The organism is Amycolatopsis sp. NPDC098790 (genome assembly GCF_044759945.1).
Taxonomy (GTDB): domain Bacteria; phylum Actinomycetota; class Actinomycetes; order Mycobacteriales; family Pseudonocardiaceae; genus Amycolatopsis.
Genome location: NZ_JBIWAI010000002.1, coordinates 2,422,683 through 2,444,413 on the forward strand (window position 1 = coordinate 2,422,683; position 21,731 = coordinate 2,444,413).

The 21,731-nt window shown below is 73.8% G+C and carries 23 protein-coding genes; 4 read left to right on the plus strand and 19 right to left on the minus strand.

Features of this window, described 5'->3' with window-relative positions; all coding sequences use genetic code 11:
* Nucleotides 1-63: 63 nt before the first annotated feature.
* On the minus strand, nucleotides 64-450 hold the full coding sequence (locus ACIQWX_RS24965; protein ID WP_400875463.1) for an anti-sigma factor antagonist: 387 nt from the start codon (nucleotides 448-450) through the stop codon (nucleotides 64-66).
* Between the two features lie 107 nt (nucleotides 451-557).
* Entirely contained in the window at nucleotides 558-1,313 is a 756-nt protein-coding gene (locus ACIQWX_RS24970) for an ANTAR domain-containing protein (protein WP_400875466.1), read from the minus strand.
* A 222-nt stretch (nucleotides 1,314-1,535) separates the two neighbouring features.
* On the opposite strand from ACIQWX_RS24970, the gene ACIQWX_RS24975 reads away from it, so the two are divergent.
* Nucleotides 1,536-2,468, plus strand: coding sequence for a PfkB family carbohydrate kinase (locus ACIQWX_RS24975; RefSeq protein ID WP_400875469.1), 933 nt, complete (start codon nucleotides 1,536-1,538; stop codon nucleotides 2,466-2,468).
* Nucleotides 2,469-2,550: 82 nt separating this feature from the next.
* Here the strand turns inward: ACIQWX_RS24975 and ligD are convergent, their stop codons facing one another.
* The 6 genes from ligD to ACIQWX_RS25005 all read right to left on the minus strand — a co-directional run bounded on the left by ligD (nucleotide 2,551) and on the right by ACIQWX_RS25005 (nucleotide 6,952).
* The gene (gene ligD, locus ACIQWX_RS24980) at nucleotides 2,551-4,128 is read right to left on the minus strand and encodes a non-homologous end-joining DNA ligase (RefSeq protein ID WP_400875472.1); all 1,578 of its coding nucleotides are present in this window, start codon (nucleotides 4,126-4,128) and stop codon (nucleotides 2,551-2,553) included.
* 17 nt (nucleotides 4,129-4,145) lie between these two features.
* Nucleotides 4,146-4,292 carry a hypothetical protein gene (locus tag ACIQWX_RS24985; RefSeq protein WP_400875475.1) on the minus strand — a complete coding sequence of 49 codons (147 nt, stop codon included), beginning with the start codon at nucleotides 4,290-4,292 and terminating at the stop codon, nucleotides 4,146-4,148.
* A 5-nt stretch (nucleotides 4,293-4,297) separates the two neighbouring features.
* Entirely contained in the window at nucleotides 4,298-4,852 is a 555-nt protein-coding gene (locus ACIQWX_RS24990; protein WP_400875478.1) for a hemerythrin domain-containing protein, read from the minus strand.
* Between the two features lie 52 nt (nucleotides 4,853-4,904).
* Complete coding sequence (locus ACIQWX_RS24995) at nucleotides 4,905-5,090, minus strand: hypothetical protein (protein ID WP_400875480.1); 186 nt, start codon at nucleotides 5,088-5,090, stop codon at nucleotides 4,905-4,907.
* Entirely contained in the window at nucleotides 5,090-5,278 is a 189-nt protein-coding gene (locus ACIQWX_RS25000; protein WP_400875483.1) for a hypothetical protein, read from the minus strand. The genes ACIQWX_RS24995 and ACIQWX_RS25000 overlap by 1 nt, the downstream gene beginning before the upstream one ends.
* A gap of 99 nt (nucleotides 5,279-5,377) precedes the next feature.
* Complete coding sequence (locus ACIQWX_RS25005) at nucleotides 5,378-6,952, minus strand: alpha-amylase family glycosyl hydrolase (protein ID WP_400875486.1); 1,575 nt, start codon at nucleotides 6,950-6,952, stop codon at nucleotides 5,378-5,380.
* 26 nt (nucleotides 6,953-6,978) lie between these two features.
* On the opposite strand from ACIQWX_RS25005, the gene ACIQWX_RS25010 reads away from it, so the two are divergent.
* A complete protein-coding gene (locus ACIQWX_RS25010) occupies nucleotides 6,979-7,773 on the plus strand; it encodes a class I SAM-dependent methyltransferase (RefSeq protein ID WP_400875488.1) in 795 nt (264 codons plus the stop codon).
* A gap of 57 nt (nucleotides 7,774-7,830) precedes the next feature.
* Here the strand turns inward: ACIQWX_RS25010 and ACIQWX_RS25015 are convergent, their stop codons facing one another.
* The 10 genes from ACIQWX_RS25015 to ACIQWX_RS25060 are packed head-to-tail and all read right to left on the minus strand — an operon-like array spanning nucleotide 7,831 to nucleotide 17,744.
* The gene (locus ACIQWX_RS25015) at nucleotides 7,831-8,226 is read right to left on the minus strand and encodes a hypothetical protein (protein WP_400875489.1); all 396 of its coding nucleotides are present in this window, start codon (nucleotides 8,224-8,226) and stop codon (nucleotides 7,831-7,833) included.
* An 8-nt stretch (nucleotides 8,227-8,234) separates the two neighbouring features.
* Nucleotides 8,235-11,579 (minus strand): WXG100 family type VII secretion target, encoded by a 3,345-nt coding sequence (locus ACIQWX_RS25020; RefSeq protein ID WP_400875491.1) that lies wholly within the window; start codon nucleotides 11,577-11,579, stop codon nucleotides 8,235-8,237.
* Nucleotides 11,579-11,896 carry a hypothetical protein gene (locus ACIQWX_RS25025; protein WP_400875494.1) on the minus strand — a complete coding sequence of 106 codons (318 nt, stop codon included), beginning with the start codon at nucleotides 11,894-11,896 and terminating at the stop codon, nucleotides 11,579-11,581. Before ACIQWX_RS25025 ends, ACIQWX_RS25020 begins: the two co-directional genes overlap by 1 nt.
* Nucleotides 11,893-12,156 carry an acyl carrier protein gene (locus ACIQWX_RS25030; protein WP_400875497.1) on the minus strand — a complete coding sequence of 88 codons (264 nt, stop codon included), beginning with the start codon at nucleotides 12,154-12,156 and terminating at the stop codon, nucleotides 11,893-11,895. The genes ACIQWX_RS25025 and ACIQWX_RS25030 overlap by 4 nt, the downstream gene beginning before the upstream one ends.
* Entirely contained in the window at nucleotides 12,149-13,792 is a 1,644-nt protein-coding gene (locus tag ACIQWX_RS25035; RefSeq protein WP_400875500.1) for a fatty acyl-AMP ligase, read from the minus strand. Before ACIQWX_RS25035 ends, ACIQWX_RS25030 begins: the two co-directional genes overlap by 8 nt.
* A gap of 9 nt (nucleotides 13,793-13,801) precedes the next feature.
* The gene (locus ACIQWX_RS25040; protein WP_400875503.1) at nucleotides 13,802-14,386 is read right to left on the minus strand and encodes a cysteine hydrolase family protein; all 585 of its coding nucleotides are present in this window, start codon (nucleotides 14,384-14,386) and stop codon (nucleotides 13,802-13,804) included.
* Nucleotides 14,379-15,770, minus strand: a complete 1,392-nt coding sequence (locus ACIQWX_RS25045) for an MFS transporter (protein ID WP_400875506.1) — start codon at nucleotides 15,768-15,770, stop codon at nucleotides 14,379-14,381. Before ACIQWX_RS25045 ends, ACIQWX_RS25040 begins: the two co-directional genes overlap by 8 nt.
* On the minus strand, nucleotides 15,767-16,204 hold the full coding sequence (locus ACIQWX_RS25050; protein WP_400875509.1) for a MarR family winged helix-turn-helix transcriptional regulator: 438 nt from the start codon (nucleotides 16,202-16,204) through the stop codon (nucleotides 15,767-15,769). Before ACIQWX_RS25050 ends, ACIQWX_RS25045 begins: the two co-directional genes overlap by 4 nt.
* A gap of 48 nt (nucleotides 16,205-16,252) precedes the next feature.
* Nucleotides 16,253-17,218 carry a sigma-70 family RNA polymerase sigma factor gene (locus ACIQWX_RS25055; protein WP_400875903.1) on the minus strand — a complete coding sequence of 322 codons (966 nt, stop codon included), beginning with the start codon at nucleotides 17,216-17,218 and terminating at the stop codon, nucleotides 16,253-16,255.
* A gap of 13 nt (nucleotides 17,219-17,231) precedes the next feature.
* Complete coding sequence (locus ACIQWX_RS25060; protein ID WP_400875512.1) at nucleotides 17,232-17,744, minus strand: bifunctional nuclease family protein; 513 nt, start codon at nucleotides 17,742-17,744, stop codon at nucleotides 17,232-17,234.
* A gap of 162 nt (nucleotides 17,745-17,906) precedes the next feature.
* Between ACIQWX_RS25060 and ACIQWX_RS25065 the strand changes: the two genes are divergently transcribed.
* Both ACIQWX_RS25065 and ACIQWX_RS25070 read left to right on the plus strand, forming a co-directional pair.
* Nucleotides 17,907-18,377, plus strand: coding sequence for an SRPBCC family protein (locus ACIQWX_RS25065; protein WP_400875515.1), 471 nt, complete (start codon nucleotides 17,907-17,909; stop codon nucleotides 18,375-18,377).
* Between the two features lie 548 nt (nucleotides 18,378-18,925).
* Entirely contained in the window at nucleotides 18,926-20,359 is a 1,434-nt protein-coding gene (locus ACIQWX_RS25070; RefSeq protein WP_400875518.1) for an MFS transporter, read from the plus strand.
* On the opposite strand, the gene ACIQWX_RS25075 is transcribed toward ACIQWX_RS25070, so the two are convergent.
* A complete protein-coding gene (locus tag ACIQWX_RS25075; RefSeq protein WP_400875521.1) occupies nucleotides 20,287-21,690 on the minus strand; it encodes a PLP-dependent aminotransferase family protein in 1,404 nt (467 codons plus the stop codon). The genes ACIQWX_RS25070 and ACIQWX_RS25075 overlap by 73 nt on opposite strands.
* Nucleotides 21,691-21,731: the final 41 nt, after the last annotated feature.

Here is a 21,731-nt window from a genome sequence, read left to right on the forward strand (position 1 = left end):
AATGACTCATTCCTGTCGCCTGGCGACTGGAATGAGTCATTCACTACAGCGGAACCGGCGGGTTCAGCAGGCCGTGTCCCGCACCCCCGCCGCCAGCAACTCTCGCAGCGCGTCCGACAGCGACGCGAACATCGGGACCACCGCCGCCAGCCCCGTGATCCGGAACAGCCGCGCCAGGGTCCGGCTGTTCGCCACCACCCCGAACCGGCCGCCCTCCGCGCTCGCGAGCCGGGCGGCGGCCGCCAGTGCCCGGGCGCCCGCCAGGCCGAGGAACGCCACCTGCGTGAGGTCGACCACCGTCGTCCCCGGTGGGGACGCCGCCAGCTCGCGTTCCAGGATCGGCAGGGTCAGCGCGTCGATCTCGCCGGCGAAGGTCAGCACCAGCAGACCGGGGCGGTACTCCGTCCGGCGCGCCGTCAAGGGCGCGGACCGGCTCGGGACCGGGGACATGGGGGACACGGGTTCGGCAGGCCTTCCGCGCCGGCGTCCGGCCGGCGTCGCGGGTGGGGTGATCAAGGTCGGGGTCTTGATACCCAAACCGCCGGAACGGAAACGCCCTATTCCGCGGTGAACGCCGACCAGAGCCGCTCGGCCGCGTGCCGGGCCGGGGCGCCGGGCCGGATCTCCCGGGCGCCGTCGGGCGCGTGCCCGCCGCCGACGTGCTCGACCAGCGCGACGGCCAGCTCGCGGACCTTCACGTTGAACTCCTGGCTGCCCCGGCGCAGCGTCTGCCATGCCTCGTCCGGTGCGCACCGCCGGACCGCCATGACCACGCCTTTCGCCTGCTCGATGGCGGCGCGCGAAGCCAGCAGGTCCAGTGTCTGGTCCGGGTCGCCCGCGGTCGCGGCCTCGGCGACCACCAGCGTCGTCTCGGTCAGCTTCTCGTACCGCCGCAGGACGCTCAGCACACCGGCGTCGAGCGGCCGGTCGAACACCGCCGACAGCACGAACGCACTGGTGTCTTCCCAGAGGCCGGGCAGGGCGGCCGCGCCGCGGATCGCGGCGAGCTCCGGGCCGGCGACGGCACCGGAGAGCCCGGGCCAGCGCCCGTCGGCGAAGAGGTCGTCGGTCGTCACCGGCTCGCCCGTGGCGGCCGCGACGGCGACCGGGCCGCCGTGCGCCAGCGAAACCGGCAGCAACCCGGCCGCGACGCCGGCGGCCGCCAGCACCTGCGGCGGACGGCCGCCCCGGCCCACCGTGAGCCCCGCGCCGAGGCAGCCCGGCAGCTCGCCGGTGATCCGCTCGAGCAGCGCGCCCAGCAGCTCGGTCAGCGGTCTCCACCGGTCCGCGGCGTTCATCAACGTCTCGGTCACCCGAACCTCACTTTCACCCGTGTCCTCGTCTCCCTGATTTACCCGAAGACGAGGTGATCCACATCCCGGGTGCGGACGAACCGGTGCGGCCGTCCGGGGCAACGGCGGATCACCCGGTGACGCCCGGCCGCGACCCGAACGTGCGGTTTACCGCCCACCCGGAACCGGGTAGCCGATCTTCGCCAACCGAGGAGGCGCCATGACCGACCGGCGGTACCGGTGATGTACAGCGAAGTCGTGGTCGTCGGGCAGATCGCCCGCGACCTGGTGGTCGAGGTCCCGGACGCGCCCGACGCCGACTCCTCGGCGCCGGTGACGCACCGCAAGGAGATGCTCGGCGGGAAGGGCGCCAACCAGGCCGTCGCGCTGAGCCAGCTCGGCGTGGCCGTGTCGCTGGTCGGCGTCGTCGGCCGGGACCGCACCGGCGACGCCCTGCGCGCGCAAGCCCGCGCCGACCGGATCGGCACCTCGCACGTGGTCCGCCGGCCGGGCACCGAGACGGCGCTGCTGATCGACGTCGTCGACGCCCACGGCCGCCGCCGCTACCTTGAGCACGTCCCGGAGGGGACCCTGCTGACCGAGACCGACGTCTTCGCCGCGTCGGCGCCGATCTCGGCGGCGAGCTCGCTGATCGTCCAGCTGCAGCAGCCGGCCCCGGCCGCGCTGCTGGCGGCGCGGCTCGCGCACACGGCGGGCACGCGGGTCGTGCTGGACGGGGCACCGCAGGACCGGACGGGCGAGCTGCTCGCCCTGGCCGACGTCGTGCGCGCCGACGGGCACGAAGCCGAGCTGCTCACGGGCCGGCCCGTGGACGACGTCGCGAGCGCGGCCCGCGCGGCGGCGGACCTGCGGGAGCGCGGGCCGTCGCTGGTCGTGCTGGAGGTGGCCGGGCAGGGGAACCTGTTCGCGGGCCCGGCGGAGTCGTGGTTCGTGCCGCACGTGGAGACCGAGGTGGTCGACCCGACTGGCGCGGGCGACGCCCTGGTGGCGACGCTGACGGCGGCCCTGACCCGCCGCCGCCCGCTGGAGACGGCGGCGTGCCTGGCAGTGGCGGCAGCCGCGGCGACGACCGAGCACGCGGGCGGCCGGCCCCACCTGTCCCGCCCCGACCTCGACCGGCTGCAACCCCGCAAGCTGGAGACCGTCCACGCCTGACGGGCTGAAGGGCACCTTCCGTGCATGTGACGAGAGAAAGGTGCCCTTCAGCGCGTCGGATGTGAGGAAGGTGCCCTTCAGCTCACAGGCCCGGCAGCTTCTGCTCGACCCCGAGCAGCGCCGCGAACGGGTCACCGTGCTCCGCCAGCCGCTTCGGGACGTCCCGGATCGTCCAGCGGTCCGGGGTGAGGCCGTCGTCGTCCAGCTCCTCCCACTCCAGCGGCACCGACACCGGCGCCCCCGGCCGCGGGCGCACGCTGTACGGCGCCACCAGCGTCTTGTTCAGCACGTTCTGCGTGTAGTCGAGCCGGGCGCGGCCCTGGCGCTTGTCCTTCGACCACGCCCAGCTCACCAGGTCCGGCAGGACCCGCCCGATCGTCTTCGAGACGGTCTCCGCCCACGCGCGCGTCTGCTCGAACGTGCAGTGCGGCGCGATCGGCACCCACACCTGGATCCCGCGCTGCCCGGTCACCTTCGGCCGCCCGGTCAGGCCGAGGTGCTCCAGGGCCGTGCGGTGCAGCCGCGCCAGCTCCAGGACCTCGGCGAACGACGTCCGCGGGCCCGGGTCGATGTCGAACAGCACCCACGTCGGGTGGTCGACGTCGGCCGCGCGCGACGTCCACGCGTGCAGCTCCAGGGCGCCGTAGTTCGCGAGCCACGCCAGCGTCGCGACGCTGTCCGCCACGACGTACCGCTGGCTCTCCCCCGCTTCGGCGCGCTCGTTGCGCCACGTCGTCAGCCAGTCCGGCGCGTGCTTCGGGACTTCCTTCTGCCAGAAGCCGGGTTCGGTGACGCCCTGCGGGAAGCGGTGCGTGTTGAGGGGACGGCCCGCCAGGTACGGCAGCATGACCGGGCCGGCGGTGACGTAGTAGCGGATCAGGTCCCGCTTGGTCACCGGCTCGCCGTCCCCGGCCGGCGGGAAGAGGACCTTGTCCAGGTTGGTCAAGGAGAGCTCGCGGCCGGCGACCGACCACCTGCCCTTGGCGCCGAGGTCGTCGAGGGCCGCCAGCTCGTCGGCGGTGGCGGCGGTGAACCCGACGGTTTCCTCCGCCTGCGCGGCCGGCCGGTCGCCGTGCCACAACGCGCCGGGCGCGGCCGCCACCTCGTCGTTGGTGCGGCCGCTCTTCACCGAACGCGGGTGGTCCTCGGCGTCCCAGCCGGCTTCGGCGTGCTCGTCCTCCTTGTGCAGGAGGAACCACTGGTCCTTCTCGCCGCGGTTCGTGCGGACGAGCACGAACCGGCCGGCCAGCTTCTCGCCGTCGAGGTCGAAGTGCAGGGTGCCGTCCTCGATCGCCTTCGCCGGGTCCTCGTCGACCGGCCGCCACTGGCCGCGGTCCCAGACGATGACGTCCCCGCCGCCGTATTCGCCGCGCGGGATCACGCCTTCGAAGTCGGCGTACTCGATCGGGTGATCTTCGACGTGCACGGCCAGCCGGCGGGCCTTCGGGTCCAGCGTCGGGCCCTTCGGCACCGCCCAGCTGACCAGGACACCGTCCAGCTCCAGCCGGAAGTCGTAGTGCAGGCGGCGGGCGCGGTGCCGCTGCACCACGAACCGGTGCCCAGCCGGCCCGCCGGCGGCCCCGCCGGCCGGCTCGGCGGTCCGGCCGAAGTCACGCATCTCCTGGTAGCGCCGCAGTTTGCGGGCCGAGCCGTCTGCCATGCCGACGGGGTACCCACTCAGTCCGGCGCCGACCAGGGTGGGTTCTTCTTCGCCAGCTCCTGGTACTCCTCGACCTCCTGCGGGGTCGGATCCAGCCCGGCTTCCTCCGCGAACTCTTCGGGGTCCCGGGGTTCTCGGGGTTCTCGAGGTTCTTCGGACGTCACCGCGCTCACCTCCCCAGGGCGCCGCGGATGAGGTCGCGCGCCCGGTCCATGATCGCCGCGGGCGGGCCCAGCACCAGGTTCGCCGTCGCGCTCTCGACGCCGGGGTGCGGCCGGGTCGGACCGACGGCTTCGGCCAGCTTGGCGGTCGCGGCCATGGCGCGCAGGCGCTCCGGCGGCCGGTGGGCGCGCAGCAGCGGGAACTCCTCGCGCTCTTCGTGGTCGGCGTGCGCGAGCACGTCGTCGCGCAGCTGGACCAGCAGCGTGTCGAACCCGTCGGCGCCGGGTCCCATCTTCTGCAGGGTGGTCAGCAGTTCCTTGGCGCGGTGCTCCTCGCCGAGCCGCGCGTCGACGACCGGTCCGGCCGCGGGCTCGAGGTCCCGGATCTCCGGGTGCACCACGAGTTCTTCCGCCGTCTCGTGCACGGCGAGCAGCCGCACGAGATCGGCGAACACCTCTCGCCGCCGGTCGTCCCCGGCGGTTTCCAGCGCGGCGAACAGTTCCCGGATTTCGCGGTGCTGGCGCTGCAGCAGTTCGATGACGTCCTCGTCGTGGTCGGGCACGGAAAGCCTCCTCGTCACTGGTGTGCGGAGGGCTTTCCCCGTGACGGGCGGGTTACTCGTGCCGGTTGCCGACGGTGAGCCACAGCACGCCGGCGGCGGTCAGCGCGATCCCCGCGGCCGTCCACCACGACCACCACGTGAAGAACGCGACGACCAGCCCGACGGCGAGCAGCACGCCCCCGCCGACCGACGCCGCGTCGTCGTTGCCCGCGCGGGAAAACCCGCCGGCGAGGGCCATCAGGCCATCCTCCCGTCGACCGCGGCCACGACCAGCGCCGCGCAGCGCGGCACCGTCAGGCCTCTCTCCTGGGCCATCGCCTTCAGCGCGGTGTGCGCGGCGGGGCGGCTCATGCCTTGCGCCGCAAGGACTTCCAGCGCCAGGCCGACGACGTCGGTGGCGGGCGGGGCAGCGGATCGGACGGGCATCGGACGACCTCCGGCTCGGACGGCGGCAGCGAACGCGACCGGGTACCCCGCCGCTCCCGCTTTCACACCACCGAATCAACCCGGCCGGGTGACGTCAGGTCACCTCCTGGCGAGCCACACCGCGGCGTCGGACGGGAGCCTGCCCTCGTCGAGGGGCACGCTGGAGAGCAGAACCCGGTCGCCGCCCGGAAGTTCGGCCGGTTCCGCCGAAAGGTTGACCACGCACGCGAACCCCGGTTCCCGCGTGAAGGACAGCACGCCGGGAGACGAGGGCGCCCACGTCAGCGTCCCGTCCCCCAGCGCCGGGTTCGCCCGGCGCTCGGCCAGCGCGGCCCGGTAGAGGGCGAGCATCGACGCGGGATCGGCCGCCTGCGCCTCGGCCGTCGCCGTGCGCCAGTGGGCCGGCTGCGGCAGCCACGTCCGCACGCCCTCGGGCGCGAAGCCGAACGGCGGCTCGGTGCCCGACCACGGCAGCGGGACCCGGCAGCCGTCGCGGCCGCGGCGGGTGTGGCCCGACCGTTCCCATGTCGGGTCGGCGAGCACCTCCTCCGGCAAGTCCTCGACCTCCTCGAGGCCCAGCTCCTCGCCCTGGTACAGGTACGCGCCGCCGGGCAGCGCGAGCATGAGCAGCAGCGCCGCCCGGGCCCGCTGCCGGCCGCGCGCGAGGTCGCCTCCGGGGGCGAACCGCGTCACGTGCCGGACGACGTCGTGGTTCGACAGCACCCACGTCGCCGGCGCGCCGACCGCGTGCAGGGCTTCCAGCGTCCGGTCGACGACCTCGCGCAGCGCGACCGCGTCCCAGTCGCAGCGCAGGTAGTCGAAGTTGAAGGCGGTGTGCAGCTCGTCCGGGCGCACGTACCGGGCGAGGCGGTCCGGCCGGTCGACCCACGCCTCGGCGACGAACACGCGGTCCGGGCCGAACTCGCCGGCGATCTTGCGCCAGGTGCGGTAGATCTCGTGGACGCCGTCAAGGTCCCAGTGCGGGTGCGCGGCGCGATCCGGCGGCCGCGCGATCTCCTCGTCGTCGGCGCCGAGGTCGGGGAAGGCCGGGTCCTTGAGCAGGCCGTGGGCGACGTCGATGCGGACGCCGTCGACCCCGCGGGAGAACCAGAACCGCAGCAGGTCCTCGAAGTCCGCCCGGACTTCCGGGTTGTCCCAGTTGAGGTCGGGCTGCTCCGGGGCGAACAGGTGCAGGTACCAGTCGCCGTCGGAGGCGCGCGTCCAGGCGGGGCCGCCGAAGACGCTGCGCCAGTCGGTCGGCGGCAGTTCGCCGTCTTCGCCGCGGCCGGGCCGGAAGTGGTAGCGGGCGCGCTCGGGCCCGCCGGCCAGTGCGGCCCGGAACCAGGGGTGGCGGTCGGAGGTGTGGTTCGGGACGACGTCGATCAGCAGCCGCAGGCCCACCCGGTGCGCCTCGGCGACCAGGTCCAGGACGTCGGGATCGGTGCCGAAGAGCGGGTCGGGGGTCCGGTGGTCCTCGACGTCGTAGCCGCCGTCGACCATCGGCGAGCGGTACCAGGGGGTGGTCCACACGGCGTCGACGCCGAGGCCGGCGAGGAAGCCCAGCCGCGAGCGCAGGCCCGCGAGATCCCCGGTGCCGTCCCCGTCGGCGTCGGCGAAGCTGCGGACGTAGACCTCGTAGACGACGGCGTCGCGCCACCAGTTCGCGGAGTCCATGACACCCGAGTATCTACGCTGGCGGCGTGGCTGAGGTGTGGGAGTGGGATCCGTCCCTCTATTCGGGCAGTGCCGGGTACTACGCGCGGGGCCGTGCCGCGTATCCGCCGTCGCTGGCCGAGGCGTTCGTGGCCGAGCTGGGGCTGGACGGATCGGGGCGCCTGCTCGACGTCGGCTGCGGGCCGGGGTCGCTCACCCTGCTGCTGGCCGGGTGGTTCGAGGAGGCGGTCGGGCTCGACGCGGACGAGGACATGCTCGCGGAAGCGCGGCAGCTTTCCGCGGACTGCCGCTGGGTGCTCAGGCGCGCGGAGGAACTGCCGGCCGGGCTGGGCCGGTTCCGGCTGGTGACGTTCGCCCAGTCGTTCCACTGGTTCGACCGGGAGAAGGTCGCCGCGGCGGTGCACGGGATGCTGGTGCCGGGCGGGGTCTGCGCCCACGTCCACGCGACGACGCACGAGGGTGCCGAAGGATCGGTGCCGCGGCCGGAGATCGCCGCGCTGGTACAGGAGTACCTGGGACCGGTGCGCCGGGCCGGACGGGGAACGCTGCCGCAGGGGACGGCGAGCGGCGAGTCGGAGATCTACCGGGCGGCCGGCTTCCGCGGCCCGCGGCGGTTCACGGTGCCGGGTCGGGTGGTGACGCGGACGGTGGACGACGTGGTGGCGGGGGTGTTCTCGCTGTCCAGCTCGGCGCCGCACTTGTTCGGTGAGCGCCGCGCGGAGTTCGAGGCCGGGCTGCGCGAGCTGCTGGAGCGCGCGAGCCCGGCCGGGGTGTTCACCGAGCGGCTGCGGGAGATCGCGGTCGACCTCTGGATGCCGTGACGGCCGGGCCCGGCTTCGAGGCCGCGCCGCGGGCTTCCGGCGGCGCGGCCGACCGGCTCACCAGGGGTTGTTGTCGAAGTCGTCCTCGGCCTCCGCCGCCCGGGCACGGCGTCCCCGCCGCGGGGCCTCGTCCCGGGCCGGCGACGCCGACGGGGGCGGGCCCGACGGCGCGAACGGCGACGCGCCACCCGGCTCGCCGCCGAAGGCGTCCGTGTCGAACGCCGACGGCGGTTCCGTGCCCTGCCGGTCCGTGCTCCAGCCCGACTTCGTCTTGCGCTGCGCCACCTCGCGCACGTGCTGGACGTACCGCTCGGCCGCCTGGACCTGCTTGGTCATGTACTCCTGCGACCGGGCCTTGATCTCCTCGCCCCGCTGCTCGCGCAGCGCGCGCCGCTCGGACTGTTCGCGCACCAGGCCGGCCAGCTCGGCCTTCATCGCGGCGATGTCGGTCATGGGTCCTCCTACCAGGTCCGGCGAGCGGTCGGCGGGTCTTCGTCGTCGTTCAGGGAGCCGATGATCCGGCGGCCCGGCTCACCGAGGTTGTCGAACACCGCGCCTTCGATCCGGTACGCGGGCGAGCGCCGCTCGGTGTCGCCGCCACCACCGCCGTGGGCCCCGCCCATCGCGCCCATGCCGGGCATCCCGGACATCGACTGGCCGCCGGTCCCGGCCGACGCCCCCGCCGGCGCGAACGCGGCCGCGGGCTGCGCCTGCCCGACGCCGACGCCCGCTCCCGTGTGCGCGCCGCCGGACACCGGTGTATCGCCGAGCCCGGCGTGCGAGTCGAATCCGGCCGAAGACAACCCGGCGCCGCCGTGCGAACCGCCGCCGATCCCGGCCCCCGCTCCGCCGCCGCCGTGGTGCGCGCCGGCGCCGCTGTCGTCCGGGCCGCCACCGTGGTGCGCTCCCGAACCGCCGTCGGACGACGAAGACCCGAGGTCGTCGAGCGTGCCGCGGTGGGAGGGCAGGTCGTCGACCTTCTTGTCGGGCGTGTCCCCGAGGACGTCCGAGGGCTTGTCGTCCTCCCCGAGCGTGTAGGTCGTGGGGGTGCCGCTGCCGTCGTCGACGGTGACGACGGTCGGCCCGTCCGGACCGTCCGGCCGCTCGGCGGTGATCTTGAGGTCGCCGTCCTCGATGTGGATCTTGCCGTCGGGGCCGGGGCAGTACGTGTCGTCCGTCCCTTGTGGACTCTGCCCGTCGGCGTCCTTCGACCAGTCGAGCTTGAAGTCCTTGACGGCGTCGGTCCCCTCGCCGACCTTGATGTCCATCTTCCCGTCGTGGTCGGGTTCGGTCATCTCGAAGGTCTTGTCGCCCTGCTTGACCTTCAGGGTGTCGGGGTTGTCGTCGCCGTCCTTGCCGTCGGCGTCCTTGCCGTCCTCGTCGAGCAGGCCGTCGGGCTTGCCGTCGCCGTCGGTGTCCTTGCTGTCGGGCTTGCCGTCGCCATCGGTGTCGAGGCCGTCCGGCTTGCCGTCCCCGTCGACGTCCTTGCCGTCGGGCTTGCCGTCGCCATCGGTGTCGAGGCCGTCCGGCTTGCCGTCGCCATCGGTGTCCGCGCCGGTGTCGCCGAGCCCCGCGCCCTCGCCGGAGTCGGTCTTGATGCCCTCGCCGCTGAACTCCTTCAGCGCGTCGGCCGCCTTCTGCTTGGCCTCTTCCGCGGCCTGCTCGGCCGCCGCCTTGCCGTCGTCGCCGGAGCCACCCGAGCCCGAGCCGCCACCCGAGCCGGAGCCGGAGCCGCCGCCCAGGCCTTCGCCGCCGAGGCCGCTGCCCCCGGAGCCGGAGCCGGAACCGGAACCCAAACCGGCGCCGTCACCGGACTCGGTCTCGATCCCGGGTCCGCTGAACTCCTTCAACGCGTCGGCGGCCTTCTTCTTGGCCTCTTCGGCGGCCGCGGCCGCGGCGTCCTGCCCGCTGGACGAAGGCGGCGGCACCGACGACGGCGACGTGTCATCGGAACCCGAGCCCGAGCCGGAACCACTGCCCGAACCGGAACCGCCGCCCAGCCCTTCGCCACCGCCCGAACCGGAGCCACCGCCCAGGCCTTCGCCACCGCCGAGGCCGGCACCCCCGCTCCCGCCGCCGTCGAGCGAACTCAACGCTTCCGAAGCCTGCTGCTTGGCGGCTTCCGCGGCCTCGGCCGCCTTCTGCTTGGCCGCCGCCGCGGCGGCCTCCTGGTCGTCTCCCGACGAACCGGAGCCACCACCGGCCGACCCGGAGCCGCCACCGGCCGACCCGGCCCCCGAGGGTGTGTCCGTGTCCGGGATCGGCGGCACGGAACCGCCACCCCCGGCACCCGACCCACCGGAACCCGAGCCCGAGCCCGAACCGGATCCACCGCCCGGAATGCCCGAACCGCCGGTCCCGGAGCCACCGGTACCCGAACCGTCGCCGGGGATCCCCGAACCGCTGCCCGCTCCCGAACCGCTGCCCGCTCCCGAACCGGACCCGGAACCGCCACCGGCCCCGGAACCCTCACCGGACCCGAAGCCGCCGGCCCCGGAACCGCTCCCGGTCCCGGTCCCAGACCCGTTCCCGGTCCCGAAACCGCCGCCGGCCCCGCCCCCGGCACCACCACCGGTGCCACCGGTACCCGGGCCACCGGCCCCGCCGGTACCGGACCCGCCGGGCATCGAAACGCCCTCGAACTCGTTCTTGACCGCGCCCATGACCTTGTCGAGCGCGTCGTAGGCCTGGTCGACGAGGTCCTTCGTGTCCTTGCAGGTCTTCTCGAAGCCCTTGTAGAGCCGGTCCCACATGTCGGGGTTGAACTGGTTCTGGATCCACTGCTTGGCCAGGTCCTGGCCGTGCTTCTTGATCTCGTCGCCGTCGCAGCAGCCCTGGTCGTTGAGCGTCTTGACGAGGTTGGTGCCGAAGTTGAGGTCCATCCAGCCCGCGATCTGGGCCAGGTCCTGTTCGTTGCCGTGCTCGCCGCTGGCGACCGCGACGACCTTCTGCGCCATCGTGTAGTCGGCCTTGCCGACCAGGTCGGTGTACATGCCGATGACCGCGTCGGCCTTGCCCTTGCACAGCTGGAACACCGTGGTCGCGGTGGTGTTCGTCGCTTCGCCGACGTTGCCGAGCGTCTGGGCGAGCTTGGCCGCCTTCGGCTGGATCTTGTCGTTGTACGTGTCGGACGCGGCGTCCGCACCCGCGCCGCTCCACGTCTGGTACAGCGTGCCCAGCTGCGAGCCGGTGTCCTCGAGCGTCCGGTCCACCGTTTCCGAGCCGGTCTTGAAGTGCGCGGCGTCCTGGACGAAGTGCTCGAAGCTGATCCCGCGCTGCTCGTCGAACGGCGCGCGGATGTCCTTGTCGAGGTCGAGCGCGCGCGTGTTGCCGCGGCAGTCGGCCGGGATCTTCGCCAGCAGCGACCCGAAGGTCTCGAACAGCTTCAGCGCGGGCGCGGCGGCGTCGAAGATCTCGTCGGACGTCTTCGTCCCGGTGGTGGTGCCGCCGTCGGCGGCCGCGGGCGGCTGGGTGCCGTCGAGCTTGGTCTTGCCCTCGTCGACGGCCTTCTTTTCCTGGTCTTCGTTGTAGGAGTTCTGGTCACCGCTCTGCTTGGCCTTGTCGAAGGCCTCGTCGACCGACTGCCCGGCGAAGAGCGGGTTGGCGTTGTACGCGTTCGCGTACTTTTCGGCTTCCTGCCGCTTCTGCTTGATGTCGTCCGGTTCCTGGTCGGACAGGAACGGCGGGGGCGGCGGGTTTTCCCGCAGCCAGCTGCTGATCAGCGCGCTCTTCTGCTGGGCGGGGACGCTCGGGTCGTCCAGCAGCGCCTTGACGTCGGACCACTTCTTCTTGTTTTCGTCGGCCATCAGAGCGAGCCCCCGGCGTTCGTGATCGCGCCGGCCTGGTTGTCCTCGTTGGCGCTGTAGCTCGACCCGGCGGTGCCGAGGTTGGTGCCGAAGGAGCCGAGCGTGCTGCTGTAGCCGGAGACCGCGGCCCACAGCGCCTGCGCGCCGGCGGTGTACTTCGCCGCGTGCGCGTTGTGCGCCTTGCCGAACCCCTCCGCGGTCACCTGTGGCGTCTGCAGGTCCGGGTTGTCGTCCAGCAGGTGTTCCGCCAGGTCCCCGATGGTCTTGGACGCCGTCGACAACGCTTCCGTCGTCGCGGTGTACCCCCCGCCGCTCATTTCCGAGCCTCTCCTGTAGGTCCGCCAGTTCCCAGGGCTTCCGCGAGCACGGCGGCCACCGAACCCACGTCGGTGAACCGATCGAGCTGGTCCAGGTCGATCGTCACGCCGTAGTAGACCTCCAGCGCCGCGAGGAGCTTGATCCGGCCCTTCGAGTCGATGCCCAGCTCCTCCAGCGGTGCGTCGGGCTCGACGAGGGCCGGGTCCAGCCGGAAGGTGTCGCTGACGACCTTCGTGACCTCGGCGCGGTGATCACCCACGGCCGCCACCATAACGTGCCTTCGCCGCCGACCGGGCGACCTTGCCACTCGATGTGCGCGGAAGTCCGCCGGAAGGGACCAGATGTACCGCACGGAGCGTGAGATCGTGCTCGCGCGACACCGCGCGCAGCACCGCCCGGGTCACCTCTTTGAGGTCGGCGTCGGCACCGCGGGCCCATTCGGCCACCACCACCGCGCCCTCGCCGTCCTCGTCGGCGACGCCGAACGCGGCGACGCGGTCGCGGCGGACCGCCGGGTGGGCCTCGCCGGCCGCGGCCTCGATGTCCTGCGGGTGGAAGTTGCGGCCGTCGACGACGATGAGGTCCTTGAGCCGTCCGGTGACGTAGAGGTCGCCGCGGTGCACGACGCCGAGGTCGCCGGTGCGCAGCCAGCCGCCGGTGCCGTCCAGCGTGGCGTCGAACGCGGCCGCGTCGCCCCGGCCCCAATAGCCGGTGGCCACGTTGGGGCCGCGAAGCCAGATCTCGCCCACCAGGCCCTCAGGCTGCTCCTGTCCTTCGTGGACGATCCGCACGTCCTGCCCGACCGGGCGGCCGACGGACACCAGTTCCTGGCCGTCGACGGTTTCGACGACCCGGCCCTGCGCGAGCGTTTCGCGGTCGAACACCGCCCCCGTCGGCCCTTCCGGCCCCGCGCTCGCGACGTAGACCGTGGCTTCGGCGAGCCCGTACGACGGCCGGTACGCCGCGCGCCGGAAGCCGTAGGGGCCGAATACCTCGAGAAAGCGCTCCACCGTGCGCGGGCGGACGGGCTCCGCGCCGTTGAGCGCCACCCGCACGTCCGACAGGTCGAGGCCCTCTTCGGGGCCGGCCTCGACAGCGAGGTCGTAGGCGAAGTTCGGCGCCGCGGTGAACACGGCCGGGTAGTCCGCGAGCTGCCGCAGCCAGCGCCGCGGCCGGTGCACGAACTCGGCCGGCGCCATGAACACCGCGCGGCCGCCGGCGAAGACGGGCAGGCACAGCAACTGGATCAGGCCCATGTCGTGGAAGAACGGGATCCAGCCCGCGCAGGTCGTGCCCTCGTCCACGGCGTAGGCCCGGCTGCCCTGCCAGCAGGCCGCGACGATCGCCCGGTGCGGGATCACCGCGCCGGCCGGCTCCCGCGTCGAGCCCGAGGTGTACTGCAGGTACGCGGGGCTGTCCGGCGCGACCGGCACCGGGTCGGCGCCCGGCCCGCTCAGCTCGTCCACCAACAGCAGCTCGCCGGGGTCGCCGAACTCGCGGACCCGCGCCGCCGCGGCCGACGACGTCAGCCACACCCGCGCTCCGGAGTCGGCCAGTACGCCGCCGAGCCGCTCGGCCTGCGCGGTGTTCCCCGGCGGCATCAGCGGGACGGCGACCAGCCCCGCGGCGAGGGCGCCGAAGAACGCGAGCGGGTAGGCGAGTTCCTGCCCGGCGAGGACGGCGACCCGCTCCCCCGGCTCGGCGACCCGGCGCAGCCCGCCCGCGACGACGCGGACCCGCGCGGCGAACTCGGCCCACGTCACCGTGTGCTCGGCGTCGTGGCTGTGGTCCTGGTGGGTGAACAGCGGGCGCTCGTCGTCCGCGCGGGCAAACAACCGCTCCACGATCGAGACGCGCAGCACCTCGTCGGGCACGGTCGCGGGCGGACGGGGCACGCAGCGAACCTACTGGACGTCCCACAGGGCACCGAGCCCGGCCACGTCCACGACGGTGGCGGTGCGCGGGAACACCCCGCCGGTCAGGAAGTCGTGCGTGGCCCGCTCGCGGTCGCCGCAGGCGTCGCGCAGGACGACGAGCCGGTAGTCGCGGTCCATCGCCTCGCGGACGGTGCTCAGCACGACGCCGCTCGTGCTGAGCCCGGCGAGGACGAGCGTGGTGATCCCGCGCTTCTCCAGCTGCGGCCCGAGATCGGTGGTGGAGAACGCGCCGACGCGGGTCTTGCGGACCCGGATGTCGTCCGGCTCCGGCGCGAGCCGGGCGTGGATCCGCGTGCCGGGCCCGTCCGCGTGCATCGCCGCGCGCAGGTCGGGCGACGCGGCGATCGGGGCGAACATGCTCGTCTCGGGGATGGCGTCGAACTCGGCGTCTTCGAACGCGACGCGCACCCAGCCGACGTGCCCGCCGCGGGCGCGGACGTCGTCGACCACGCTCGCGACGCGGTCGAGCAGCGGGCCGGTGTCGGGCAGCTGCCCGACGATCCCCTCCTGGTAGTCCATCACCAGCAGGGCGGTGCGGTTCGGGTCAAGCATCGGGGTCGTCCTTCCCGGGCGGGGTGGTGCTCCTGGTGAGCGAACGGTCGAACACGGTGACGGCGAGGAAGACCGCGCCGATGCCGAGCAGCAGCAGTGCGAGGTCGTGCAGCCCGCCGGTTTCGGCGGCGGGGCCGTAGAAAGCGCCCTGCAGCGCGGAGGAGACGATCGCGCCGAGGTAGCCGGAGGTGCGGAGCAGCCCGGCCGACGCGCCGATGTCGGCGGGGTTCGCCTGGCGGTACACGGAGTTCTGCAGCGCGAGGCTGTTGAGCCCCTGCGGGATCCCGGCCACGAGCGCGACCACGACGAGCAGCCAGACGGCGGCGGAGGAGTCCAGGGTCAGCAGCAGCGCGCAGCCGGCGAGCTGCCCGAGCGCGGCGACGACCAGCTTGCCGCGCACCTGCTCGCGGCGGCCGCTGACCAGCGACACGAGGATCCCGGTCGCGAACAGCGGCAGCGTGGCGAGGCCGGCTTCGGCCGCCGACAGGCCGCGCCCGTGTTCGAGCCACTGGGTGTAGCTGTAGAGGAAGCTGTACGCGACGACGTAGGCCAGCAACGAGCGCCCGTAGGTCAGCAGCAGCGGGCCGTTGCGGCCGAGCAGCCGCAGGTCGATGAACGGGTGGGCGCAGGTCAGCTCGCGCACGGCGAAGCCCGCCGCACCCGCGACGGCGACGACCGCCAGGTACCAGTCCCCCGCGCCGGGGTGCATCAGGAACAGCAGCACCGCGACGAGCGAGCCCGCGAACAGCGCCATGCCGGGCAGGTCGAGGTCCAACGAGCCCTTCGCCGCCGGCTTGGGTGTCCTGGGGAAGCGGCGTGCGCCGAGGACGAACGCGGCCAGCGCGATGGGGATGTTGAGGGCGAAGGTCGTGCGCCAGCCGCCGACGCCGATCAGCAGACCGCCCAGCGCCGGGCCGATCACCGAGATCGTCTGCGTGGAGATGGCCAGCACGGTGAGCACGGACGCGGGACTGTCGCGGCCGGTGCGGTCGCTTTCGTCGCGGATCAGCCGCATCGCCGCCGGGTAGCCGGCGCACGTGCCGAAGCCGAGCACGACCCGGGCGGCGATCAGCCACCCCAGGTTCGGGGCGAGGGTGCCGAGCACGCCGGCCAGGCCGACCAGCGCGGTCGCCGGCAGGAACACCGGGCGCGGGCCGAAGCGGTCGATGAGCCGCCCGGCGACCGGCTGCCCGACGGCGGTGGCGAGGTACAGCGCGGAGATCAGCCACGCGGTCGCCGAGGCGGGCGCGCCGAACGCGACGCCGATCGGCACCAGCGCGACCGCGATGATGGTCGAGTTGACCGGGTTCAGCACCGCGCCCGAGACGAGCGGGGCCAGCAGCTTCCGGTCGAACCCGTCCCGCGCCCGATCGCGCGTGGTCACGGCTCGACGACGCGGCCGAGCAGGGCGAGCGCCTCGGTGACCACGGCCAGTTCGTCGTCGGTGAGCCGTTCGGCGAGCGTCTGGGCCAGCCATTCCTGCCGCGAGGCGCGGGCGCCCTGGCCGTAGGCGCGGCCCTCCGGGGTGAAGAAGATCAGCTGGCGGCGGCCGTCCTCGGGGTCGTCCTCGCGGCGGACCAAGCCCAGCTTCTCCAGTGCGGCCACCGTCGCGGCCATCGACTGCGGGCGCACGCGTTCCGCGCCGGCCAGCACGCTCGCCGTGGCCGGCTCCATCTTCGCGAGCCGGGCGAGCGCCGAGGCCTGCGCGGAGGTGAGGCCGCCGACCGCCGTCGCGTCCATCATCTGCCGCCGCAGCCTGCCGACGAGCACGCGCAGGGTCTGCGCGGCCGCGACGGCCTCGGCCTTCTTCGAAGTCATATCGACAGGGTAGGCTGAACAGGTAACCCTGTCGAATCTATTGTGGACTCAGGGCAGCACGGCCGGGAGGTCGAACAACGCCAGCACGGCGGGGTCGGCGAAGACCACGTTGCGCGCCACGCGCGCGCCGGCCACCGTGAACACCTGCAGGGTGTGCAGCCGGAACACCCCGGTGTCGTCGCGGCAGTAGGCGACCAGCGCGGGCTGCCCGTTCGCCGCCGCCCGCGTCATGCGCCACTCGCGGCCGCGCATCGCGAACAGCCGCTCCAGGAACCGGCCGTAGCCGTCCGGGCCGAGGTACCACAGCGGCACCGGCGGCATCTCCAGCACGACGTCCTCGGTCAGCAGCCCGACCAGGCCCGCGACGTCAGCCGACTCGAAGGCGCGTACGTAGCGGTCCAGGATCGCTTCCACCGCCGGGTCGTCCGGTTCGGGCACGTCGTCCGCGGTGAGGCCGCCGAGACCGGCGCGGGCGCGTTGCAGGGCGCTGTTGACGGCGGCCGGCGTCGTCTCCAGGAAGCCGGCCACCTCCGCCGCACTGAACTCCAGGACGTCGCGCAGGATCAGGACCGCGCGCTGCTTCGGCGGCAGCGTCTGCATCGCCGCGAGCAGTGCCAGCCGCAGGGTGCCGCGCCGGGCGAGGCGCAGGCCGGGGTCGTCGAGGCGCGCGTCCGGGAACGGGTGCAGCCACGGGATTTCGAACGACGGCGTCAGCGGCGCGGCCGGGTCGTCACTCGGCCGGCCGAGGCCCGAGGGCAGCGGCCGCCGGGTCCGGGTCTCCAGCGCCGTCAGGCAGGCGTTGGTCGCGATCCGGTAGAGCCAGGTGCGCACCGACGCGCGGGCCGGGTCGTAGCCGTCCCACGCCTTCCAGGCGCGGACCAGGGTCTCCTGGACCAGGTCCTCGGCCTCGTGCACCGAACCCAGCATGCGGTAGCAGTGCACCAGGAGCTCACGCCGGTGCGGCTCGGTGTCCGTCGCGAAGTCCGGCATCGCACCCCCGTCGCCCGCGGCCAGGGAGCCGATTCTGCTACAGGTCGAAGTCCTCGGGACGCAGCCCGTCGAGTTCGGCGCGGAACCGGGCGACCTCGGCCTCGGTGTCCAGCACGTCGGTGGCGGGGCCTTCGGCTTCCTGCTCGACCTCGAGCTGCACCGACGCGACGTCGAGCACCTCTTCGGCGACGCTGATCGGCGCGCCCTGGCGCAGGCCGAGCGCGACGGCGTCGCTCGGCCGGGCCGACACGCGCGTGCCGGAAGCGAGCACGAGATCGGCGTAGAAGATCCCGTCCCGCACCTCGGTGAGCTCGACCGCGGCGACGCCCTGGCCGAACGCGGCGAGCACGTCCCCGAGCAGCTCGATGGTCCCCGGGCGCGGCTGCGCGATCTGCTCGCGCGCCCGCACGAGGGCCTCGGCCTCGCCGTACCCGATCATGATCGCCAGCCAGCGGCGGGCCCCGTCCGGTTCCCGCAGCAGCATCAGCGGCGCTTCGCCGGGCACCGGGACGGCCATGCCCACGACCTCGATCGGGATCACGCTGACCACCGCACCCTCCGTGTAGGGACACTCCTCCGCGCGCGAGATACCCAGAACCCGCGGTCGGCAACCCGGTTCCGCGCGGGAGTTTTTTCACCGCCGACTCTCCTCCGCTGCGGAGTCCGCGGGAACCCCTTGCCGGGCCGGCAGGGGCACTGTCACCGTCGGGTCGTGGAACCGACGATTTCGCGCGCCATCGACGTCCCGGCCGACGCGGGCACGGTGTGGTCGTGGGTCACCGACCTGCCCCGCATGGGCGAGCTGAGCCCGGAGAACATCGGCGGCGAGTGGCTGGACGAGCCCGGGCTCGGAGCCCGGTTCCGCGGCCGCAACCGCAACGGCGACCTCCAGTGGTGGACGCGGGTGCGGGTGGTGGCGTTCGAGGAGCGGCACCGGTTCGCGTTCGACGTGCGGACGCCGATCGGATCGCGGGTGTCGAGGTGGGAGTACGTGCTGACCCCGACGGCGGCCGGCTGCCGGGTCGAGGAGAACTGGTACCGGATCGGCAGCTGGGTGGTCCGGAAGTTCATGGGGCCGCGGGTGACGGGGCGGGCGGATCGGCCGGGGTACAACGTGCGGTCGATCGAGCACACATTGGCGGCGATCAAGGCGCGGGCGGAGGAGCGGGCCGCGGCCGCTTGAGCCGCCCCTGGAACGCCGCGAAAGTCGCATTCGCGGCGCCGGAGGTCCCGAATGCGTCATTCGCGGCAGTTCGGCCCAGCGCGGTCGCCGACTCTCGGCACCGGCGTGCGGCAGCCGGCCGAGCGTGGAGGGGCAGCCCACTCGCGCGAGCGTGGCCGCCGGGCTGGTCCGCCCGCCCGGCAAGGGTTCCTGGCCCACTTCCGCCTCGCTTGAACGCGACCGCCGGGCTGGTCCGCCCGCCCAGCAACGGCTCCTGATCACTTCCGCCTCGCGCAGCGCGGCCGCCTCGGTACCCCCCGCCCCCAGGCCCACGAAGTGCCGCGAATGGCGCATTCGCGGCGCCGGAGGTCCCGAATGCGTCATTCGCGGCACCTCCGGCCGAGCACCGCCCACCCCGGCCCCGGGACACCCGGCCACCCGAGCCCCTCGAGCCCCTCCACCTCGCACCCCTCCCCGCCTCCACGTGACCTACCTCGCTCCGAACAGCTCAGTCTCTTGTTGAAACCCACCCCTGCCGACTAGGTTGCTTTTTCAAACCTAGGAGGACCATGACCACCACCGCGCCGAAGCCCGGCCTCGTGCTGCTGGTCGTCTCGACGGCGGCGTTCCTCGCCAGCCTCGACACGTTCATCGTCACCATCGCCTTCCCCGGCATCCGGGCCGCCTTCGCCGGCGACGACCTCGCCACGCTCTCCTGGGTCCTCAACGGCTACACCGTCCTGTTCGCCGCCTGCCTCGCGCCCGCCGGGCGGCTCGCCGACCGGTACGGCCGGAAGCGGCTCTTCCTGCTCGGCGTCGCCGTCTTCACGCTCGCCTCCGCCGCCTGCGCCGCCGCGCCGTCCATCCCCCTGCTCGTCGCCTTCCGCGCGGTGCAGGCCGTCGGCGCCGCGCTCGTCATGCCGACGTCGCTGGCCCTGCTGCTCACCGCGTTCCCCGCGCACCGGCGGCCGATGGCGGTCGGTGTGTGGGCGTCCGTCGGCGCCGCGGCCGCCGCGCTCGGGCCGCCCGTCGGCGGGCTGCTCGTCGAGGCTTCCTGGCGCTGGGTGTTCCTGGTGAACCTGCCGATCTGCGCGCTGACGCTGCTCGCCGGCCCGCGCGTGCTGCGCGAGACGCGGGACACCACCACCGGCGTCCCGGACCTGCTCGGCGCGGCCGGCCTGCTCGCCGGCGTCGGCGCCCTCGCCTACGCGCTCGTCGAAGCACCCGACCGCGGCTGGACGGCGGGGCCCGTCCTGCTCGCCTTCGCGATCGCGGTCGTCGCGCTGGCCTGGGTGCCGCTGCGCTCGGCGCGGCACGCGGTGCCGGTGCTGGACCTGCCCGCCCTGCGCGTCCCGACGCTGTGGCTGGCCTGCGTCACGACCGGCGTGTTCGCGGCCGGGTTCGCCGCGATGCTGTTCGGCAACGTCCTGTTCCTGACGTCGGTCTGGCACGACTCGATCCTGGTGGCCGGCCTGTCACTGGCCCCGGGACCGCTGATGGTCGTGCCGGTGTCGATCCTCGGCGGCCGGTTCGTGCACCGCTTCGGCCCGGGCCTGCTGGTCGCCCTCGGCGGCGTCTCGTTCGGCGCCGGCACGCTGATCTGGTTGCTGCGCATGGGTTCGACGCCCGACTACGCCGCTTCGATGCTGCCCGGCCAGCTCCTCACGGGCATCGGGGTCGGCCTGATCCTGCCGAGCCTGTCCGGCGTGGTCGGCACGGTCCTGCCCCCGGCTCGCTGGGGCGCGGGCTCGTCGATGGTCAACACGACGCGCCAGATCGGCACGGTCCTGGGAACGGCGGTCCTGGTGGCGATCTTCGCCGGAACGCCGGACCTGACGGACTTCCGCCACGGCTGGCTCCTCGTCCTGGCCACCGCGGTGGCGACGTCGGCGGGCGGGCTGCTCATCGCCGCGCGCCGCCGGGCCGACCACTACGTCGAGGCCCAGGCCCGGTCCAGCGCCGCTAGCCCGTCGCCGATCCTCTCGACCGGGATCGAGCCGTAGCCCAGTACCAGTCCCGGTGACGGCGACCCGCCGCACAGGTCGGAAAGCGTCTGCACCGCCACCCCCGCGTTCCACGCCCGCGCGGCGATCGGCTCCAAGTCGACGTCGGCCAGCGCGCACACGTGCAGCCCCGCCGCCGACGGCACCACCCGGAGCCGGCCCGCGAACAGCCGGTCCACTGTGGACACCAGACGCTCGTGGCGCTCCGCGTACACCTTCGTCGCGCGGCGGATGTGGCGGGCGAACAACCCCTCGTCGACGAATCGGGCCAGCGCCGCCTGGGCCGGGACGTCGCCGTGCCAGTCCGAAAGCTGACGCGCGGTCCGCAAGGCGTCGCGCAACGACGCGGGTGCCACCAGGAAACCCAGGCGCAGCAGGGGAAGCAGCGTCTTCGAGAACGACCCGACGTACGCGACGCGCCCACCGCGGTCCAGGCTCTGCAACGGTTCGAGGGGCCGGTCGGAGAACCGGAACTCGCTGTCGTAGTCGTCCTCGACGACGACCGCGTCCGCCCGCCCGGCCCACGCCAGCAGCGCCGTGCGGCGAGCCAGGGACATCGGCGTGCCGAGCGGGAACTGGTGCGACGGCGTGACGTACACCAGCTTCGTCCGCGACGGCAGCGCGTCGACGTCGAGGCCTTCGCCGTCCACCGGCACGCCGACGACTTCGGCGCCGTGCGAGGCGAACAGCAGCCTCGCCTGCCGGTAGCCGGGTTCTTCGACGGCGACGCGGTCGCCCGGCGAGAGCAGCACGCGGCACAGCAGGTCGAGGGCCTGCTGCGCGCCCTGCGTGACGAGCACGTCGTCCGCGTCGGCGCGCACCGAGCGGGAGACGCCGACGTGCCGGGCGATCGCCGCGCGCAGCCCCGCGTGGCCGCCCGGGTCGGCGTAGTGCGCGACGCTCGCCCGCAGTTCCCGGCCGAGCAGCCGTCGCCAGGTTTCGAGGGGGAACAGCGACGCGTCGGGCACGCCGACGCGGAAGTCGAACTCCGGCGTCTCCGCCACCGCGGCGGCCGGCGGCGGCAGCGAGTTCCAGATCGCCTTCGGCCGCGGCCCGTGCGGCGAAGGCGCCTTGCGCGGCTTGGGCGCGGGCAGCGAACCGCTGACGTACGTCCCGGCGCCGACGCGGCCGGTGAGGAAGCCGTCGGCGGTCAGCCGGTCGTAGGCGACCGCGACGGTGTTGCGCGAGACGGCCAGGCGCCGCGCCAGCTCCCGCGTCGGCGGCAGCCGCTCCCCTGCCCGCAGCCGGCCGTCCAGCACGGCGTCCCGAAGCTGCCGGTAGATCCGGACGGACAGGTCCCCGCGCCCGGCCAGGCTGACGTGGAAGTCCATCCGGCGACCCTACATTGGCCCAATCCGATTCCAGAGAATTG

Coding starts and splice junctions, on each gene's coding strand:
- ACIQWX_RS24965 (WP_400875463.1), bottom strand. CDS start 450: ATGTCCCCGGTCCCGAGCCGGTCCGCGCCCTTGACGGCGCGCCGGACG.
- ACIQWX_RS24975 (WP_400875469.1), top strand. CDS start 1,536: ATGTACAGCGAAGTCGTGGTCGTCGGGCAGATCGCCCGCGACCTGGTG.
- ligD (WP_400875472.1), bottom strand. CDS start 4,128: ATGGCAGACGGCTCGGCCCGCAAACTGCGGCGCTACCAGGAGATGCGT.
- ACIQWX_RS24995 (WP_400875480.1), bottom strand. CDS start 5,090: ATGGCCCTCGCCGGCGGGTTTTCCCGCGCGGGCAACGACGACGCGGCG.
- ACIQWX_RS25000 (WP_400875483.1), bottom strand. CDS start 5,278: ATGCCCGTCCGATCCGCTGCCCCGCCCGCCACCGACGTCGTCGGCCTG.
- ACIQWX_RS25005 (WP_400875486.1), bottom strand. CDS start 6,952: ATGGACTCCGCGAACTGGTGGCGCGACGCCGTCGTCTACGAGGTCTAC.
- ACIQWX_RS25015 (WP_400875489.1), bottom strand. CDS start 8,226: ATGACCGACATCGCCGCGATGAAGGCCGAGCTGGCCGGCCTGGTGCGC.
- ACIQWX_RS25020 (WP_400875491.1), bottom strand. CDS start 11,579: ATGGCCGACGAAAACAAGAAGAAGTGGTCCGACGTCAAGGCGCTGCTG.
- ACIQWX_RS25025 (WP_400875494.1), bottom strand. CDS start 11,896: ATGAGCGGCGGGGGGTACACCGCGACGACGGAAGCGTTGTCGACGGCG.
- ACIQWX_RS25040 (WP_400875503.1), bottom strand. CDS start 14,386: ATGCTTGACCCGAACCGCACCGCCCTGCTGGTGATGGACTACCAGGAG.
- ACIQWX_RS25050 (WP_400875509.1), bottom strand. CDS start 16,204: ATGACTTCGAAGAAGGCCGAGGCCGTCGCGGCCGCGCAGACCCTGCGC.
- ACIQWX_RS25070 (WP_400875518.1), top strand. CDS start 18,926: ATGACCACCACCGCGCCGAAGCCCGGCCTCGTGCTGCTGGTCGTCTCG.
- ACIQWX_RS25075 (WP_400875521.1), bottom strand. CDS start 21,690: ATGGACTTCCACGTCAGCCTGGCCGGGCGCGGGGACCTGTCCGTCCGG.